The following is a 15,141-nucleotide window of genomic DNA, read 5'->3' as shown; positions in this document are numbered from 1 at the left end:
CGCGGGCGGGGCGGGTACCGATCGGCCGACGCCGCAGAGGAGTGCCGCAATGCCGCCCCAGCTTGCCTGGATCCTCGAATGGATCACCCCCGTATCGCTCGTGCTGCTCGCTGCGGCCGTCTTCCTGCACGCACGCCAGGTGCGCCGCCGCCTCGACCGTTTGAATATCGAGGAGCTGTCGCGCCGCGTCGCCGCGCTCTCCGCCCAGTCGGAGGAGCACGGGCGGGACCTGGCGGTCTGCGGCCGCGACTGCGCCGAGCTGAAGATGCGCCTCGCGGCGGCCGAGGGGGAGCTCGCGCAGGTGAAGGAGGAGAGCGCCCGTTTCCTCGGCATCTTCAAGACGGTGCTCTACGGCTTCGACTACATCGTCCAGGGGTGCAAGAGCGCCCTCGAGGTGGGCCCCGGCGGACAGCCGCCCGGGGAGAAACGAATCGCGGCGGAATGATCCGCGCCGCCCGCAGGAGAGTTCCGCGCCCTTGAATCGCGCCACCGCCTACTACCTCGCCGCGATCCTGGCCCTGCTCTGCTGCTCGTTCTTCTTCTCCTGCACGGAGACCACCCTCTTCTCCCTTTCCCCGTTCCAGGTGAAGAAGCTCTCGCGCACCCGGCGCGGCCCCCTCATCGCCTGGCTCCTCGCCAACCCGCGCTGGCTCCTGACCTCGATCCTCGTCGGCAACATGTTCGTCAACATGCTCTCCTCGACGCTCGGCGAGTCGCTCCTGCGCTCGGCGTTCGGCAACCAGGGGACGGCGCTGGCGATTCTGGTGATGACGTTCGCCATCCTGGTGATGGGCGAGGTCACGCCGAAGACGATCGCCATCCAGCTCAACACCCGGCTCGCCCCGCTGGTCGCTCCCGTGATCCATTTCATCGGCTGGGCCCTCAGCCCGGTCCGGGTGGCGGTCATGTACGCCTCCGACCGGCTGGGGGGGCTCCTCGCCCCGCCCCGCTCCCAGGCGGAATACGCCGTCACCGAGGCCGAGATCAAGACCGCGATCACCATCGGTTCGCGCGAGGGCGTCGTGGACACGAGGGAGCGGCGGATGATCCATGCGGTCCTCGACTTCTCCAGCCGCCGGGTCACGACGCTGATGCGCCCCCGGCGGGAGATCGTCGCCTTCGAGGTCAACCGCCCCCTCGCCGAGATCAGGGACGAGATCCGCCGGAGCGGCTACTCCCGCATCCCCGTCTACGAGAAGACGCTCGACAACATCCTCGGGGTGCTCTACGCGAAGGATCTGCTCAGCCGGCGCGGGAGGGCCCCGGAGGCCGAGCTCAGGGGGATCCTGCGCCCGGCCACCTTCGTCCCCGAGACGAAGACCGCTTCGTCGCTGCTGCGGGAGTTCAAGCGCAGGAAGGTCCATATCGCCCTCGTCGTGGACGAGTACGGCGGCGTCGCGGGGCTCGTCACGCTCGAGGATCTGATCGAGCAGATCATCGGCGAGATCCGCGACAAGGGCGAGTCGGCGGCGCCGCTCCACGAGGAGATCGAGCCGGGCCGCTTCAGGGTGCGGGCGCGGATGGAGATCGCCGAATTCAACCGGCTCTTCGGCGCCGACCTCAGGGACGAGGGGAACACCACGATCGGCGGCTTCCTCACCGCCCGCGCCGGACGGATCCCCCCCGAGGGGTACCGCGTCCGGCACGGGGGGCTCGTCTTCACCGTCTCGGCCGCGCAGAAGAGCAGGGTACGCGAGATCATCGTGTGCCGGGAGGAGCCGCGATGATCCTCGGCGGAATCGCCGTCATCCTGCTCTGCCTGCTCCTCCAGGCGTTCTTCGCCGGCTCCGAGATGGCGCTGATCTCCTGCAACCGGCTGCGGATCCGCCACCGCGCCGAGCTCGGCCAGCGGATGGCGCGCATCGTCCAGCGGTTCCTCGACGAGCCGAGGAACCTGCTCGCCACCACCCTCGTGGGCTACAACGTCACCGTGGTCATCGGTTCCTGCATCCTCAACAACATGGTCTCGCACGTCGTGCCGAGGAATCTGGAGAACCTCGTCTCCATCGCCATCTACTGGCCGTTCGTGCTCATCGTCGGGCAGATCATCCCGATGGCCTACGGGCGCCAGTACGCCAACACGCTCTGCATCCTCTGCGCGGCCCCGCTCCGCGCCGCCTACTACGCCCTCTTCCCCCTCGTCTGGACCGCCTCGACGATGGGCAAGGGGATCTCGATGCTCTTCACCCGCGGGCGGTCGAAAAAGAACCCGTTCGTGACCAAGGAGGAGATCGAGCTCCTGCTCAAGGAGAGCCACGCCTCGGGGGTCCTGCGGCGGGAGGAGAAGGAGATGATCGAGGAGATCTTCCGCTTCGGCAAGACCACGGTCCGGGAGGCGATGGTCCCGCTCATCGAGGTCACGGCCGCCCCGGAGTCGGCGACCGTCGGGGACCTCCTCGCGCTCCTCGACGAGGACGGCCACTCGCGCATCCCGATCTATCGGGACCGGATCGACCGGATCACGGGCGTCATCAACGCCACCGACCTCGCGGGGGTGCCCGAGGAGGCGCGCGCCGGGGAGATCGCACGCCCGCCCCACGTCATACCCGAGTCCGCCTCGATCGAAACCGCGCTCGCCGATCTGCAGGCCGCGGGGAGGCACATCGCGATCGTGGTGAACGAATACGGGGGCGCCGCGGGGGTCCTCACGATGGAGGACATCGTCGAGGAGATCGTCGGGGAGATCGACGACGAGTACGACACCGAGGAGCCCGCCGGCTGGCGCAAGGGCGCGGACTCGATCGTCGTGGACGCGCGGATGCGGGTCGAGAGGTTCAACGCCCTCTTCCAGGACCGGATGCCGGTCGGGGTCGCGGAGACGGTGGCGGGGTTCGTGACGCACCTGTTCGGCCGGGTCCCCTCCCCCGGCGACGAGGTCGCCTACGAGAATCTGCGGTTCCGCGTCACCGAGGCGGACCGGTACCGGGTGAAGACCGTCGAGGTCCGCGGGGCGCGGGTGGCGCGCTGAGCTCCCCCTCCCCGAGCCCGAGCCGCTCGAGCTCCTCCGGGGCGACGTCGTAGATCAGATACGCGTGCGCCACGTGCCCCGTCGGCGAGAAGTTCTCCCGCAGCCACCGGTAGCGCTCCGGGAGGAAGACCCCCGTGAGCAGGTTGACCCCGACCACCACCCTCCCCGCCACCGGCCTCTCGGGGTTCACGACCGCCTCCGGGTGCGTTCTCCGCCATCGCCGCAGATACCATTCGGCCTGCCCCCAGTCGATGTTGGAGTCCGCCAGGATCTCGTGGCAGCGGGTGCGGTCAGGGACGAGTTCGTTGAAGTACGGGATGAAGTGGGGGTGCCAGGAGAGGGTCGATGAGAGGAGCAGCACGGGGGCCGCGAGGAGCGCCGCCCTCCGCGCGGGGCCGAATCGCTCCCACCCCGCGACGAGGCCTCCGCAGAGAATCTGGATGAGCGGGTAGACGAACAGGATGTAGCGCACCCCCACCTGGGTGCGGAAGAAGAACGCGAACCAGACGGCGGCGGCGGCCAGCGGCGCCAGCAGGAACAGCTCGTCGTCCATGAACCGCGCCCTGCGCCGCCGCCCCGGGAGGGCGACGAGCGCCGCCGCGAGGCACGCCTGGAGCGCGAGCGGCGTCTTGAAGACGAAGGCGGCGAGATAGTAGCCGGGGAATCCGGTCCCCCGCGGCCTGAGTTCCTTGAACAGGTACAGATTCCCCGAGACCCCCCCGGTCTCGTCGTAGTGACGCGACCAGTCGAGCCCCTCGAGGTACGGCGCCGGCAGCGGGAGCGGGAGGCGGGCGAGGGGTCCCGCGCGCGCCCGCGCCGCGGCGAAGAACCGGCTCTTGAACGCGTACGACTCGAGCGGGGCGCCGACCCCCTCGAAGAGGAATCCCGCGCTGATCACGGCCGCGCTCGCCCCGGCGAAGAGGATCGCCCACCCCGCGGCGGCCGCCGCGCGCCCGACGAGCCCGCGGAGATCCCGCGCGGCGATCCGCCGCCGCAGCCCCCCCGCATGGCGCGCGCACGCGATGACCAGAAAGACCGGGTAGAGGAGGAAGGCGGCGTGCTTGGCGAGTTGGGCGAGGCCGAGCGCGAAGGCGCACGCCGCCCCCCGCGCCGGGCCGGGGCGCGCCTCGAACCGCCAGAAACAGTACAGGGCGGCCGTCATCAGGAGGGCGGCGTAGAGGTCGGTGGTGACGAGCATGCCGTGCGCGATGATGTTGGGGTCGAACGCGTACAGGGAGAGGGAGAAGAGGCCCGCGGCCGGCCCGTAGAGCTCCCGGGCCCAGCGGCAGACCAGGGCGCCGAGGAGCAGGGCGGCGAGGATCGTCGCCCAGCGCCCGCTCTTCGGGTCGTGCAGACGTCGCGCCGCGGCCCGTGCGCCGGGGAACGGGGCACAGAGCGCCCCCGCGGCGCGCGGGAGGGCGTTCAGCGCGGAGACGGGCATCGTCGAGTCCGCGAAACGCCGGGCGGTGCGCTCGACGAGCAGCTGGTACCCGTACCGAAAATGGCACGGCTCGTCGTAGGTGATCGAGAGGCGCCGGACGCTCAGGGCCGAGAGGACGAGCGGCACGGAGAGGATGACCGCCGCGCCGAGCGGATAGAGGCGGGGGCGCGACATCCTCACCTCGGGGCCCCAGTTCGCCTTTGACGGGACGGCCCGCATCGTGGATAATGAGGGGTGCACGTCAAGGGGGGGGTGCGTATGGAAATCTTCCTAAAACTCCTCATCGGGTTCGCGATCTTCTTCACCGGCGTCGTGCTGAACGTCTCCATCATGCGGAAGACCGGCGGCAAGGCGACCGGTCTCATGCCGCTCGTCTCCTTCGTCATCATCTGCGCCGGCATGGCCGCCCTCGTCTGGCTCGCCAGCACGATCAAGGTGGCCGTCTGACCGTTCCGCCCCGTGCGGCGCGCGGCGGCCCTCAGCGCGCCCGCGCCCGGATGACGTTCAGCCGTTCCTCGAGTTCCCTGTCGTAGGCGGCCCAGTCCGCGATCGGCGCCTGCGCCACGCCGCTCTCCATCGCCGCCCGCGCCACCTGCGGGGCCACCCGCAGGAGCGCGCGCGGGTCGAACGGTTTGGGGATGATGTAGTCGGGCCCGAAGGAGAACGTTTCCCCCCCGTACGCCTCCCGCACCTCGTCGACGACCTCCTCGCGCGCAAGCGCCGCGAGCGCCCGGGTGGCGGCATGCTTCATCGCCTCGTTGATGTGCGTGGCCCGGACGTCGAGCGCGCCGCGGAAGATGAACGGGAACCCGAGGACGTTGTTGACCTGATTCGGGAAGTCCGACCGCCCGGTCGCGACGATGACGTCGGGCCTCGCCGATTTGGCGTCCTGGTAGGTGATCTCGGGGTCCGGGTTCGCCATGGCGAAGACGACCGGGGCGCGGTTCATCGACCGCACCATCTCCGGGGTGACGAGGTTCTTGGCGGAGACCCCCATGAAGACGTCGGCGCCCCGCATCGCCTCGGCGAGGGTGCGCGCCTTCGTCTTGGCCAAGAACGGCTGTAGGTACCGGTTCACCCCCTCCGTGCGCCCCTCGTGCAGGATCCCCCCGATGTCGGAGAGGACGAGGTTCTCCTTCTTCACCCCCAGGCTGAGGTAGTACCGCGCGCAGGCGAGGCCGGCCGCGCCCGCGCCGCTGAAGACCACCCGGCACTCCTCGATCCTCTTGCCCGCGATCTCGAGCGCGTTGAGGAGCGCGGCGCCCGAGATGATCGCCGTGCCGTGCTGGTCGTCGTGGAAGACCGGTATCCGCATGTCGCGCTCGCACGCCTCCTCGATCGGGAAGCAGTCGGGGGCCTTGATATCCTCCAGATTGATCCCCCCGAACGTCGGCTCCAGGAGCTTGATGAAGCCGATGAGCTCATCGACGTCCCTGGAGTTCACCTCGATGTCGAAGGCGTCGATGTCGGCGAACCGCTTGAAGAGGACCGCCTTCCCCTCCATCACCGGCTTGCTCGCGAGCGCCCCGATGTCGCCGAGACCGAGCACCGCCGTTCCGTTCGAGACGACCGCGACGAGGTTCCCCCGCGCGGTCAGGGAGAAGGCCTCGTCGGGGGAGGCGGCGATGGCGAGGCTCGGAACCGCCACGCCCGGGGTGTAGGCGAGCGAAAGATCCTTCTGCGTCCGGCACGGTTTGGTGGGAACGACCTCGATCTTGCCCCTCCGGCCGAGGCGGTGGTAGTCGAGCGCTTCACGCTCTTTTTCCGTGGTCATCCGTCCCTCCTCCCGCGGGGGCGGGCAGGCGGCTGCCCCCAGCCCCTCCGGGCCAGTATAGCAGTTCCTCCCGGGGCCACAATCGCTTTCTGCCGCGGACCGCATCGGGTATACTCGTCTTCGAGATGAGCGACGACGGCCCGGTCGACCTGTTCGTGTACGGCACGCTGGCCTACGACCGCACGATGCGCGCCCTCACCGGGAGGATCTTCCCGAAGAGGCCGTGCGTCCTCCGCGGCTACCGGCGCGTCACGCCGCCGTACGGCTACGCCTACATCGTCCCGCAGGAGGGGGAGACGGTGAGGGGGTGGCTCGTGGAGGGGATCCCCCGCGCGCAGCTCGCGGCGCTCGACGCGTACGAGGCGGAGGGGGACATGTACCGCCGCCTGCCGGTGACCTGCGTGCGGGGCGGGGAGACCCGTCGCGCGCACGCCTACGTGGCAAATCCGGATCGGATCGGGCGCTACCTCGGCGACGGGGAGCCCGCCGCCGCGGACGCCGCGGTCCTCGTCGACGAGATCCTCGAGGAGGAGGCCGCGCGTTTGACGGGGAGACGCCCCGGCCCCGAGGAGATGGTCGTCCTGCGGGAACTGCTCGGAGGGACGATCGAGGAGCTGTGCGCCGCCGCGCGCGGCGGAAGGCCGCCGGGCCGCGAGGAGATACGCCGCGCCCTGCGCCATCCCGGCATCCCCACGCTCGCCCCGCTGTGGAGGCCCGACCACCCGGCCCGCCCGTACGCGGCCGCGTACCTGCGCCTGACGGCCCGGCAGATCGTCTTCAGCCACACGGAGGCGCGGATCCTGTCGCGCTTCGGCGATCTGGTCGCCGCCCCGGAGGGGTTCTACGCGCACGCGTCGAGCGCCCATGCCGCCCTCGACTGTCTGAATCGAAGCGGCGGCGAGCTCGACCGGCTCATCGAGCGGGACGGCTGCGGGACGCTGCGGGAAGGACGGGAGTACCTCGACTACGCCGTCCGGGCCATCGCCGTCGCGGCGCGCCTCTTCGACGCAAACGATGCGGCGGCGACCTGCCGGCTCGCCGTGCGCGAGGCGCAGCCGGGGAGCGCGCCGCTCGGCGCGGAGCTCGAGTTCAGCCCGCTCGGCGCCGCGGCGATCGGCGCCGCGCCGGGGATGGATCCCCTGTTCGACGGCTTTTACTGGACCGCCGACTTCGACCTGCTCAGGCGCGGCTGGAAGCTCGGGATGCACGTGGACACGCATCGGGCGGCCTGCCCCCCCGGGGAGCGGTGCCGCGGATTCCTCGAGTACGCGCTCGGGCGCCTGAAGATCGCCGGCGACCTGTCCATGCCGGTGACGAACGACCCGCGCCTCCTCGCCTCCCTCATCCGTGAGGCGGCTGCGTTCTGCGGGGTGCGGCCCCACAGCCTCCACCTCTCGATCGAGATCCCCCCGGGGCTTCGCAGCGGGCCTCCGCCGCGTCGCGCCGACCTGCTCTGCCTGCTGCTCCTCGGCGGGGATCTCCGGCGGGACCGGAGCGGCGCCGTGCGGGAGACGCGCATCCACAACCGGGAGATCGAGGACCCCCGGGGCGGGCTCTACTTCTCGCGCGAGAATCTCCACTCGCCGGACGGGGAGATACAGTCCAAGGTCATCGAGTACCAGTTCCCCCGGCTCAGGACCGGGCGCGACTTCACGCCGCTCATCGTCGCGCTGAAGGGGTTCCAGTTCGCCGGCAACCCGCCGCCCGTCAACCCGTTCATGGAGGGGGGCGACTATCGCCCCGACCAGCCGCTGCTCCGGGATCTGAAGCGGTGGGCCGCCTCCCCCTCCCCGCTCCCGGACGAGGCGCTCTCCGGTTTCCTCGGCCGCGTCGAGGAGGGGCTTCAGGTCGAGGCGTCCGGCGCCCCCGCGCACACCCCGGCGTTCATCCGGAACGCGCTCGTTTCGATAGCACACGAACTCCGCGAGGCGAACAGCGCGCTGCGCTGACGCATCCCGGCGCGGCGGAAGCCCCTACATCGACGGCCGCGGCGCGGGCTTCTCGCTCTTCCAGACGGGGACCCCCAACACCTTGATCCGGCGTTTCTCCCCCTTCTCGTCGCGCTTCTTCTTGTCGCTGACCAGCGCGCACCCCGCCAGAGACGCCAGAAGCGCGCATGCCGTCACCGCCGCCGTGACCTTCCTCATGGTGCCTCCCATTGAAGACGCCGCCGAAACTCCATGCCGCCCACACGCGCCCCCCGGCCGGTCTCCTCCTGGCTACGGCTGTCCGTGCACCATGGTGCGCCGGCCGATGATGCGCGCGGCATCCGCTAGATGCCGATGGCGCTGAGGGCGTCGATCAGCCTGCCGACGGCCATCGTCAGCGGCAGGTGCGACTCCTCGAACTGCCGAGCGGATTCCCGAAGACGCTCGACAAGCTGCCGGTGCTGCTGCGCCGCGATCTCCCCGCCGCCCTCGAGCAGCCCCTCGATCTCGTCCAGCATCCCCCGGATGCGTTCGCGGAGATCGGCGTCGACCGGCGCGGCGTTCGCGAGTTCGGCGCGGAGCTCTCGGATCATGGCGCGAAGATGCTGGTGGTGCATACGAGGCCCCTTTCCGGGCGCCTCCCAAGGGTACCATATCCTCCGCGCGGCGGCCCGCCGCGCAGAAATGATTACCCACGGGGCGCGCAAGCCATTATAATACCGCCCATGCTGAAAATCCCCATCGCAATTCTCGCGTTCGGCGCGGCGGCGGAGGGGGCGGACACGACGGCGCCCGCCGCCGCCCCGGCGCAGACGACAGGAGGGGGGATGCGCTTCGTCATCGCCGACATGCGCCTCGAGGCGGAGGCGCTGATCCTCGAGCAGGGACTCCGCGCCTGGGAGAACCGCGTCTACGGCGACCCGGTGGATATCGCGCAGACCTACGCGGGGCACGAGAGGCTGTTCAGCCCGGAGGCGATCGCGGCGGTCGGGAAGGCGGCCGACGATGCCGCGGACCCGCGCGAGAAGAAGGCGCTGCGGTACCTGCGCCGCTACCTGCTCGCCGAGCATGTCGACAAGGCGGTGGCGCCCCTCAGCGACGCGATCCGCAACACCGAGTCCGGAGCGGAGATTGAGCTGGACGGCGCGAAGGTCCCGTTCCCGCAGCTCCCCGTTCTCCTCGCTGTGGAGGCGGATCGGGCGAAGCGCCAGCGGATCTCCGACGCCGCCCTCCCGGTCCTCGAAACGATCGAGCCGATCCAGCTCGAGAAGGGGGAACAAAGCCGCCGGCTCGCCCGCCGGCTCGGTTTCGACTCGTACAACGCCCTGAGCGAGGAGCTTCGCGGCTTCTCGCTCGCGGCGCTCTCCCTGCAGTGCGAACAGATCCTCTCGGCAACCGAAACGGCGTACGCCGCCCTCCTGGGCGCGGTGACGCGGGAGTTCATGGGCGTCCCGCCGGAGCGGTTCCGGCGCTGCGACGTCGCGCGCCTCTTCCATCTGGACCGGTACCGCGCCTGCTTCCCCGCGGAGGGGCTGGTGCCCTCCGTCTCCGCCACGCTCGCGGGGCTGGGGATCGACCTGAAGGGCCAGCGCAACATCCTGATCCACGACGAACCGTTGCCGAAGAAGAACCCGCGCGCCGCCTGCTTCGGCCTCAAGGTCCCGGAGGATATCCGTCTCACCGTCAAGCCCTCCGGGGGGGTCCCGGACTACGAGACGCTCCTCCACGAGATGGGGCACGCCCAGCATTTCGCCAATACCAACACCGACCATTTCGAATTCGCGCAGCTCGGCGACAACACGGTGACAGAGGCGTACGCCTTCCTGTTCGAGGAGCTGATGGACGATCCGGCGTGGGTCGGGGAGCGGACCGCCTTCCCGCCGAAAGAGCTCGAGTCGTACCTGCGGTTCCGGCGCTTCTCGCGGATCTATTTCGCGCGGCGCTACGCGGCCAAGATCCTCTACGAGCGGGAGCTTCACGCGGGGGTTCCGAACCCGAAGCAGCGCTACCGGACGATCCTCTCCCGCGCCTACGGCTTCCCCCTCGACGACAACGACGCCGCGCGCTACCTGAGCGACGTGGACGACTACTACTACGCGGCGGACTACCTCCGCGCCTGGTTCCTGAAGGCGCAGCTCTTGGAGACGCTCCGGGCGAGATTCGGCGCGCGGTGGTTCGCCTCCCCCGCTGCGGGCGCGTTCCTGAAGTCGCTCTGGGCGTACGGCCAGGAGCGCAACGGCGACGAGCTGGCGCGAGACCTCGGCTATCGCGGCCTCGACCCGGGTCCGTTCCTTCGGACGATGGCGGAGACGCGATGAGTTCGTTCCTGGAGACGGCGGCCGCCGCGGCGCGGGCGGCGGCGGCGGTCATCAAACGGGACTTCGGCAGGCCCGCCGGGGTGCGCTTCAAGGCCAGGATGAACCCGGTCACGGAGACGGACCTCGCCGCCGAGCACGCCGCCCTCCAGGTCCTCGAACGGGCGTTCCCCTCCCACGACATCCTCACCGAGGAGTCGGCGCAGGCGCCGCGCCGCTCCGACTATCTCTGGGTCGTCGACCCGATGGACGGCACCGTCAACTTCACGCACGCATACCCGTGCGTCTGCGCCTCCGTGGGGCTGCTGGGCGGCGGGGAGCTCCTCGCGGGGGCGGTCTGCGACCCGATCCGCGACGAGCTCTTCACCGCCGAGAAGGGCAAGGGCGCCGCCCTGAACGGCTCACCGATCCGCGTCTCCCCCGTTTCCGCGCTCGAGGGAAGCCTCCTCTGCACCGGTTTCCCGTACCGCCTCGTGGAGAACCCCGGGGAAACCTTTCGGGTATTCGAGCGCGTCTCGCTGCTCGCGCAGGGGGTGCGGCGCGACGGTTCCGCCGCGCTCGACATCTGCTACGTCGCGGCGGGGCGGTTCGACGGGTTCTGGGAACGGGAACTCAAGCCATGGGACACCGCGGCAGGCGTTTTGATCCTGCGCGAGGCGGGGGGGCTCGCCACGGACTTCTCGGGGCGGCAGTTCGACCCGTTTGTGCCGGAGATCGCCGCCACGAACTCCCGCATCCACGACGAGCTGATCCGCGCCCTCTCCCCCGCGGGGCCGGCGGCCGATCGGGCGTAGCCTCCCGCCGAGCCTCTTGCCGCTTGTCGCCGGGCCCGCGGGGGGATATACTGGGCGCCGGACCCGAGCAGACGGCCGAACCATGTACCTCTCCTTCTACGGATTCCGGAAGCACCCGTTCAACCTCACGGCCGACCCCGGCTTCCTGTTCCCGAGCCCCCAGCACCGGGAGGCGCTGAGCTTCCTCCAGTACGGGATCGCGGAACGGAAAGGGTTCCTCTCCATCACCGGGGAGGTCGGCACCGGGAAAACGACCCTCTGCCGCGCCCTCCTCTCCCGGCTCGACGACCGCGTGAAGACCGCCTTCATCCTCAACTCGAACCTGACCGAGTCCCAGCTCATCCACGCCGTCATCGAGGATTTCGGGATCCCGCTCCCGGGAAGGGGCCGGATGAATCTGATGCGCGCCTTGAACGCCTTCCTCATCGCCCAGGTGCGCGAGGGGAATAACGCGGTGCTGATCATCGACGAGGCGCAGAACCTGAGCGCGGGGCAGCTCGAGCAGATCCGGATGCTCTCCAACCTCGAGACCGCCGAGGAGAAGCTGCTCCAGATCGTCCTCGTCGGCCAGCCGGAGCTCAGGAAGAAGCTCGACTCGAAGTCGCTCCTCCAGCTCCGGCAGCGGATCTCCATCCGGTTCCACCTCTCCCCGCTGCAGCGCGGCGAGGTCTCGGCGTATATCGAGCACCGTTTGCGGGTCGCCGGCGGCGGGGGGCGGGTCGTCTTCGACCGGCGGGCGGTCGATCTCGTCTACGACTACTCCGGCGGGGTGCCGCGCCTCATCAATACGGTCTGCGACAAGGCGCTGCTCGCCGGCTTCGTGCTCGGCACCGCCACGATCAAGGCCAAGATCGTCCGGACCAGCATCAGGGAGATCGAGGGGGAGCCGGAGCTCACGGCGGCGGCCGCGCCGTAGGGCGCCGGGAACGGTGCGATGAGCATCATCTTCGAAGCGCTTCGGAAGATCGAGACGGAGAAGAGGGAAGGCGCTTCGCCGGCCCTCGATCCCCCCGGCGGGCAGCAGCCGCCTGCGGGGCGGCGGCGCCTCCCCGCGCCTCTCGCCGTTTCTGCCGCCGTTGTGTTCGCCGCCGCCGTCCTGTTCCGCCTCCTGCATCTCGTCCCTCCCCCCCCCGCGGAGCCCCCCCCCGCCCGGGACGCCGCCGCGCCGGGTCCGATGGCCGAGGTGACGCTGGAGCCCAGGAGCATCCTCCCCGCCGCCTCCCTCCCCCCGGAGCCGGCCGAGCCCGCCCCCCCCTCCGCCGCGCCGGAGGCGGAGGCGCATCTCCCCGCGCTGCGTCTGCGGGGATTGAGCCGCAGCGGCAGCCGGTCGTGGGCGATCATCAACGACCGGATGCTGAAGGTGGGGGACCGGATCGAGGACGCGGAGGTCGTGGAGATCCTGAGCGACCGCGTGAAGCTCAGACGCGGGGATACGCTCTTCACCCTCGTCTACTGAGCCTCGCCCCTCCCGTTCCCGCCGCGAGAAGCGCCGCGCCGGCGGCGTTCATGACGGCGAGCAGCAGGCAGGTCGAGACGAGGCCGAGGAGAGGGACGAAGACGACGCCGGCGAGGAAGGCGCCGAGGCAGGCGCCGAGATTGTCGAAACCGTTCACGCGCGCCGCCGCCCTCCCGGTATCGGCGGCGCGGCGCACACAGACCGCCGCCGCGAGCGGGAACGCAGCCCCGGTCAGGGCGCCGCTGCCCCAGACGAGGGCGAAGAAGACCCACTCCGAGCCCGCGGGGAGCGGCGACACGAGGCGCACGATCCAGGGGACCGCCGCCGCGTGGACGGCGAGGGCCGCCGCCACCCCCGCGAGCGCCCGCACGCATTGCTTCCCCGGACGCACCGCCAGGCGCGTCGCGGCGCCTGCCCCGCAGGCGAGCCCCGCCATGAACAGGGCGACGATCAGGCCGATCATCCGGTAGACGTGGCCGTAGACGCTCTGGAATGTGAAGATGAGCACGAGTTCCAGCGCCATCGCGCTGAACCCGACGGCGCCGACGGCGAGGAGGGCGTGGAACCCGTCCTGCCGCGGCCCTCTTCTCCCCGACGCGGCGAGCCAGGCAAGCCGCAGCCCCAGGAGGGCCAGGATCGGGCCGAGATACCAGGCCGGCCCGCCCCTCTCGAGCGCCCGGAGCGCCGAGACGATCGGGGAGCCGGAGAAACGGGCCCAGAGGATCAGGTTGAGGTAGTAGGTCACCGGCCTGAGGTCGGTGTTGATGCGCGCGTCCGCACGGCCCTCGAGCGCATCCTTCGTGAACAGGACGCGCTCGGGGAGCCACCAGGCGAGGAGGTGGCGCGCGCTGAAGAGAGGCGTCTCGATGCCGCGCGCCTCCCATCGAGGCCGCAGGATGTCGAGGTCGCCGCTGACCGCCCCGGGGTCGGCGGAGGCGAAGAACCAGTTCTCCTCGCCGGGCGCCACCGCCAGATACGGGAAGACCGAGCGCAGCGTGGCGTAGACCGAACCCGCGTAGTCGCCCGTCTCCCCCCCGTAGTAGTCCGCGGGGGCGCTCAGTCGCGCCGCGAGGACGCCGCCCGGGGCGAGGATCCGGCGCGCCTCCCGGTAGAAGTCGCGGGTGTAGAAGCGGTTCAGCATCGCGGTGGAGGGGTCGGGGACGTTCACGATGCAAAGGTCGTAGCGCACGCCGGTCTGCTTGACGTAGCGCCTGCCGTCGCCGAATCGGAGGCGGACGACGGGGTCGCGCAGGGCCCGCGCGGCCGCGGCGTCGAGGCGCGGCCCGACGACATCCAGGAGCGCCGGGTCGAGCTCGACGAGGTCCACGCGCGACGGCCGGTGCGCGAGGATGGAGGCGAGCATCCCCCCCGCGCCGCCGCCGATCAGCAGCACCCGCCGCGGGGCGGGGTGCGCGAGCATGATCGCGTGGCCCGCGGCCGCCGCGCCGTACGGGTCCGGGAAGGAGAAGTAGTACTGCCCGCTCCCGAAGACGTCGTACTGCCCGGCGCGCGCGCCCACGGCGATATTCTCGTACCGCGAATCCGCCGAAACGACGAGCCGGGCCCCCGGGTTCAGGCTCCGCCACCGGCGGCCGACGGTCCACGACTCGAGCCGCCCGGCCGCGCCGGCGGCAAGAAAGAGGACCCACGCCGCGGCGAGGGACCCCGCCGCCCGCGCGGCCCCCGGTCTCCCCCCGTGCGCCCACGCGACGAGAGCGATGGCGCCGTACATCGCCGCGGCGCAGCCGGAGACGATCTGGACGGCGGGCACGCGCCCCACCAGGATGAAGCTGAACGCCGCGCCGCCCGCGATGGCCCCGAGCGACTCGAGCACGTACGCCCGCCCCACGCCGCGCACCCCCTCCCGTTCCCCGAGCCCGAGCAGGCAGGCAAAGGGGAAGACGAACCCGACCAGGAAGCTGAACGGGGAGATCAGGGCGACGGCGGCGCCGAGGAGGGAACCGAACGGGACGTAGGCGCCGGGCGACACGCCGAGGATGCCGCGCGCGAGCCGGATCAGGACGAGGAGCACGGGGGCCGCCGCCATGAGGAGGGCGCAGAGGAGGATGAACGGCCCCTCCCCGGTGACGGACCGCCTGGCCGTGCGGGCGCTCGCCGCCGCGCCGAGGCCGACGCCGAGGAACCATGCGAAGAAGACGACGCCCGCGCAGAGCTCGTTGCCGAGGAAGACGACGAGGAATTCGCGGAAGAAGACCACCTGGACCGTGATCGCGCAGAAGCCCAGGACGAACACGGCGGCGCGCTTGGGGAACAGGGACACGGGGCTCGCGCCTCCCGGACGGGACGCCGGCCGCGCCGCGGCGCGCGCCTGCGTCTATCCGCAAGTATAGCGCAAACGGCCGGGCGTCCGCACGCGCAACCTCTCCTCGCCGCCCGCCCCCCCTCCTACGCCCGCCCCCGTGTCCCGGCGCGCGCCTCCCCGGCGAGGATGCGCGCGACGAGGA

14 protein-coding genes are annotated in these 15,141 nt (G+C 71.0%); 9 read left to right on the top strand and 5 right to left on the bottom strand.

Annotated features, from left to right (window positions below; translation table 11 throughout):
- The first annotated feature begins 49 nt into the window (after nt 1-49).
- Genes GXY35_06255 through GXY35_06245 form a run of 3 tightly spaced genes read left to right on the top strand, consistent with a single transcriptional unit; the run spans nt 50 to nt 2,968 of the window.
- A complete protein-coding gene (locus GXY35_06255; protein NLW94177.1) occupies nt 50-445 on the top strand; it encodes a hypothetical protein in 396 nt (131 codons plus the stop codon).
- Between the two features lie 31 nt (nt 446-476).
- Nucleotides 477-1,727, top strand: a complete 1,251-nt coding sequence (locus tag GXY35_06250) for an HlyC/CorC family transporter (protein NLW94176.1) — start codon at nt 477-479, stop codon at nt 1,725-1,727.
- Nucleotides 1,724-2,968, top strand: a complete 1,245-nt coding sequence (locus GXY35_06245) for an HlyC/CorC family transporter (protein ID NLW94175.1) — start codon at nt 1,724-1,726, stop codon at nt 2,966-2,968. Before GXY35_06250 ends, GXY35_06245 begins: the two co-directional genes overlap by 4 nt.
- Here the strand turns inward: GXY35_06245 and GXY35_06240 are convergent.
- A complete protein-coding gene (locus tag GXY35_06240; GenBank protein ID NLW94174.1) occupies nt 2,904-4,583 on the bottom strand; it encodes a glycosyltransferase family 39 protein in 1,680 nt (559 codons plus the stop codon). The two genes, GXY35_06245 and GXY35_06240, sit on opposite strands and share 65 nt — an antisense overlap.
- Nucleotides 4,584-4,667: 84 nt before the next feature.
- Here GXY35_06240 and GXY35_06235 point away from each other — a divergent pair, with 84 nt between their 5' ends.
- Nucleotides 4,668-4,856 (top strand): hypothetical protein, encoded by a 189-nt coding sequence (locus GXY35_06235; protein ID NLW94173.1) that lies wholly within the window; start codon nt 4,668-4,670, stop codon nt 4,854-4,856.
- A gap of 31 nt (nt 4,857-4,887) precedes the next feature.
- On the opposite strand, the gene GXY35_06230 is transcribed toward GXY35_06235, so the two are convergent.
- Nucleotides 4,888-6,183 (bottom strand): hypothetical protein, encoded by a 1,296-nt coding sequence (locus GXY35_06230; GenBank protein NLW94172.1) that lies wholly within the window; start codon nt 6,181-6,183, stop codon nt 4,888-4,890.
- A 125-nt stretch (nt 6,184-6,308) separates the two neighbouring features.
- Here GXY35_06230 and GXY35_06225 point away from each other — a divergent pair, with 125 nt between their 5' ends.
- Nucleotides 6,309-8,132 carry a gamma-glutamylcyclotransferase gene (locus GXY35_06225; GenBank protein ID NLW94171.1) on the top strand — a complete coding sequence of 608 codons (1,824 nt, stop codon included), beginning with the start codon at nt 6,309-6,311 and terminating at the stop codon, nt 8,130-8,132.
- Nucleotides 8,133-8,156: 24 nt separating this feature from the next.
- Here GXY35_06225 and GXY35_06220 read toward each other — a convergent pair whose 3' ends face one another.
- The gene (locus GXY35_06220; GenBank protein ID NLW94170.1) at nt 8,157-8,330 is read right to left on the bottom strand and encodes a hypothetical protein; all 174 of its coding nucleotides are present in this window, start codon (nt 8,328-8,330) and stop codon (nt 8,157-8,159) included.
- A gap of 125 nt (nt 8,331-8,455) precedes the next feature.
- Nucleotides 8,456-8,728, bottom strand: a complete 273-nt coding sequence (locus tag GXY35_06215; protein NLW94169.1) for a DUF4404 family protein — start codon at nt 8,726-8,728, stop codon at nt 8,456-8,458.
- Between the two features lie 108 nt (nt 8,729-8,836).
- On the opposite strand from GXY35_06215, the gene GXY35_06210 reads away from it, so the two are divergent.
- The 4 genes from GXY35_06210 (at nt 8,837) to GXY35_06195 (ending at nt 12,676) form a co-directional block, all read left to right on the top strand.
- A complete protein-coding gene (locus GXY35_06210; GenBank protein ID NLW94168.1) occupies nt 8,837-10,429 on the top strand; it encodes a hypothetical protein in 1,593 nt (530 codons plus the stop codon).
- Entirely contained in the window at nt 10,426-11,220 is a 795-nt protein-coding gene (locus tag GXY35_06205; GenBank protein NLW94167.1) for an inositol monophosphatase, read from the top strand. Before GXY35_06210 ends, GXY35_06205 begins: the two co-directional genes overlap by 4 nt.
- Nucleotides 11,221-11,302: 82 nt before the next feature.
- The gene (locus tag GXY35_06200) at nt 11,303-12,136 is read left to right on the top strand and encodes an AAA family ATPase (protein NLW94166.1); all 834 of its coding nucleotides are present in this window, start codon (nt 11,303-11,305) and stop codon (nt 12,134-12,136) included.
- Nucleotides 12,137-12,154: 18 nt separating this feature from the next.
- The gene (locus tag GXY35_06195) at nt 12,155-12,676 is read left to right on the top strand and encodes a general secretion pathway protein GspB (GenBank protein NLW94165.1); all 522 of its coding nucleotides are present in this window, start codon (nt 12,155-12,157) and stop codon (nt 12,674-12,676) included.
- Here GXY35_06195 and GXY35_06190 read toward each other — a convergent pair.
- A complete protein-coding gene (locus GXY35_06190) occupies nt 12,660-14,957 on the bottom strand; it encodes a hypothetical protein (protein NLW94164.1) in 2,298 nt (765 codons plus the stop codon). The two genes, GXY35_06195 and GXY35_06190, sit on opposite strands and share 17 nt — an antisense overlap.
- Nucleotides 14,958-15,141: the final 184 nt, after the last annotated feature.

The sequence above is a fragment of the Chlamydiota bacterium genome (assembly GCA_012729785.1).
GTDB lineage: Bacteria > Auribacterota > Tritonobacteria > UBA1439 > UBA1439 > UBA1439.
The sequence above is the reverse complement of the archived record's forward strand: the minus strand, read 5'-3'. Positions and strand labels throughout refer to the sequence as shown.

Excerpts from the sequence above, each read along its gene's own strand:
- GXY35_06255 (NLW94177.1), top strand. The coding sequence starts at position 50 with ATGCCGCCCCAGCTTGCCTGGATCCTCGAATGGATCACCCCCGTATCG.
- GXY35_06245 (NLW94175.1), top strand. The coding sequence starts at position 1,724 with ATGATCCTCGGCGGAATCGCCGTCATCCTGCTCTGCCTGCTCCTCCAG.
- GXY35_06240 (NLW94174.1), bottom strand. The coding sequence starts at position 4,583 with ATGTCGCGCCCCCGCCTCTATCCGCTCGGCGCGGCGGTCATCCTCTCC.
- GXY35_06235 (NLW94173.1), top strand. The coding sequence starts at position 4,668 with ATGGAAATCTTCCTAAAACTCCTCATCGGGTTCGCGATCTTCTTCACC.
- GXY35_06230 (NLW94172.1), bottom strand. The coding sequence starts at position 6,183 with ATGACCACGGAAAAAGAGCGTGAAGCGCTCGACTACCACCGCCTCGGC.
- GXY35_06225 (NLW94171.1), top strand. The coding sequence starts at position 6,309 with ATGAGCGACGACGGCCCGGTCGACCTGTTCGTGTACGGCACGCTGGCC.
- GXY35_06220 (NLW94170.1), bottom strand. The coding sequence starts at position 8,330 with ATGAGGAAGGTCACGGCGGCGGTGACGGCATGCGCGCTTCTGGCGTCT.
- GXY35_06215 (NLW94169.1), bottom strand. The coding sequence starts at position 8,728 with ATGCACCACCAGCATCTTCGCGCCATGATCCGAGAGCTCCGCGCCGAA.
- GXY35_06210 (NLW94168.1), top strand. The coding sequence starts at position 8,837 with ATGCTGAAAATCCCCATCGCAATTCTCGCGTTCGGCGCGGCGGCGGAG.
- GXY35_06205 (NLW94167.1), top strand. The coding sequence starts at position 10,426 with ATGAGTTCGTTCCTGGAGACGGCGGCCGCCGCGGCGCGGGCGGCGGCG.
- GXY35_06200 (NLW94166.1), top strand. The coding sequence starts at position 11,303 with ATGTACCTCTCCTTCTACGGATTCCGGAAGCACCCGTTCAACCTCACG.
- GXY35_06195 (NLW94165.1), top strand. The coding sequence starts at position 12,155 with ATGAGCATCATCTTCGAAGCGCTTCGGAAGATCGAGACGGAGAAGAGG.